We start from the raw sequence: 362 nt of genomic DNA on the forward strand, positions 1-362 counted from the left end.
ACGATCGATCATGCTGGCACTGGGGCACACAGCGCAGGCGCTTTTCACTAGCGCTGAACATGCGCCCTGTTACACGGAGGCGCACCAGTTCCGCATCGACACTGCCGAAGGCATTGGCCGGCCCACCCCTGAAGGCGCACACCGCGATGGTGTGGACCTGGTCGCGGTATTTCTGGTCGCGCGCGAAGGCATCAAAGGCGGAGAGACCCGGGTGTTCGATGCCCAGGGCCCGCAAGGCCTGCGCTTTACCTTGACCGAGCCCTGGTCGCTGATGCTGCTCGACGATGCCCGCATGATCGATCCTCCAGAAGCTATTGTTGCTATTGAAGCCAATGCAAGAGATTGAGAAGCCGAAAATAGAA

Annotated in this window: 1 protein-coding gene; it reads left to right on the forward strand. The window is 59.9% G+C overall.

Going from position 1 to position 362, the window contains the following annotated elements:
- On the forward strand, positions 1-346 hold a 346-nt coding region (locus tag ACJ5GX_RS01880; protein WP_495292640.1), incomplete at its 5' end, for a 2OG-Fe dioxygenase family protein.
- Positions 347-362: the final 16 nt, after the last annotated feature.

The sequence above is a fragment of the Wolbachia endosymbiont of Tuta absoluta genome, from assembly GCF_059414725.1.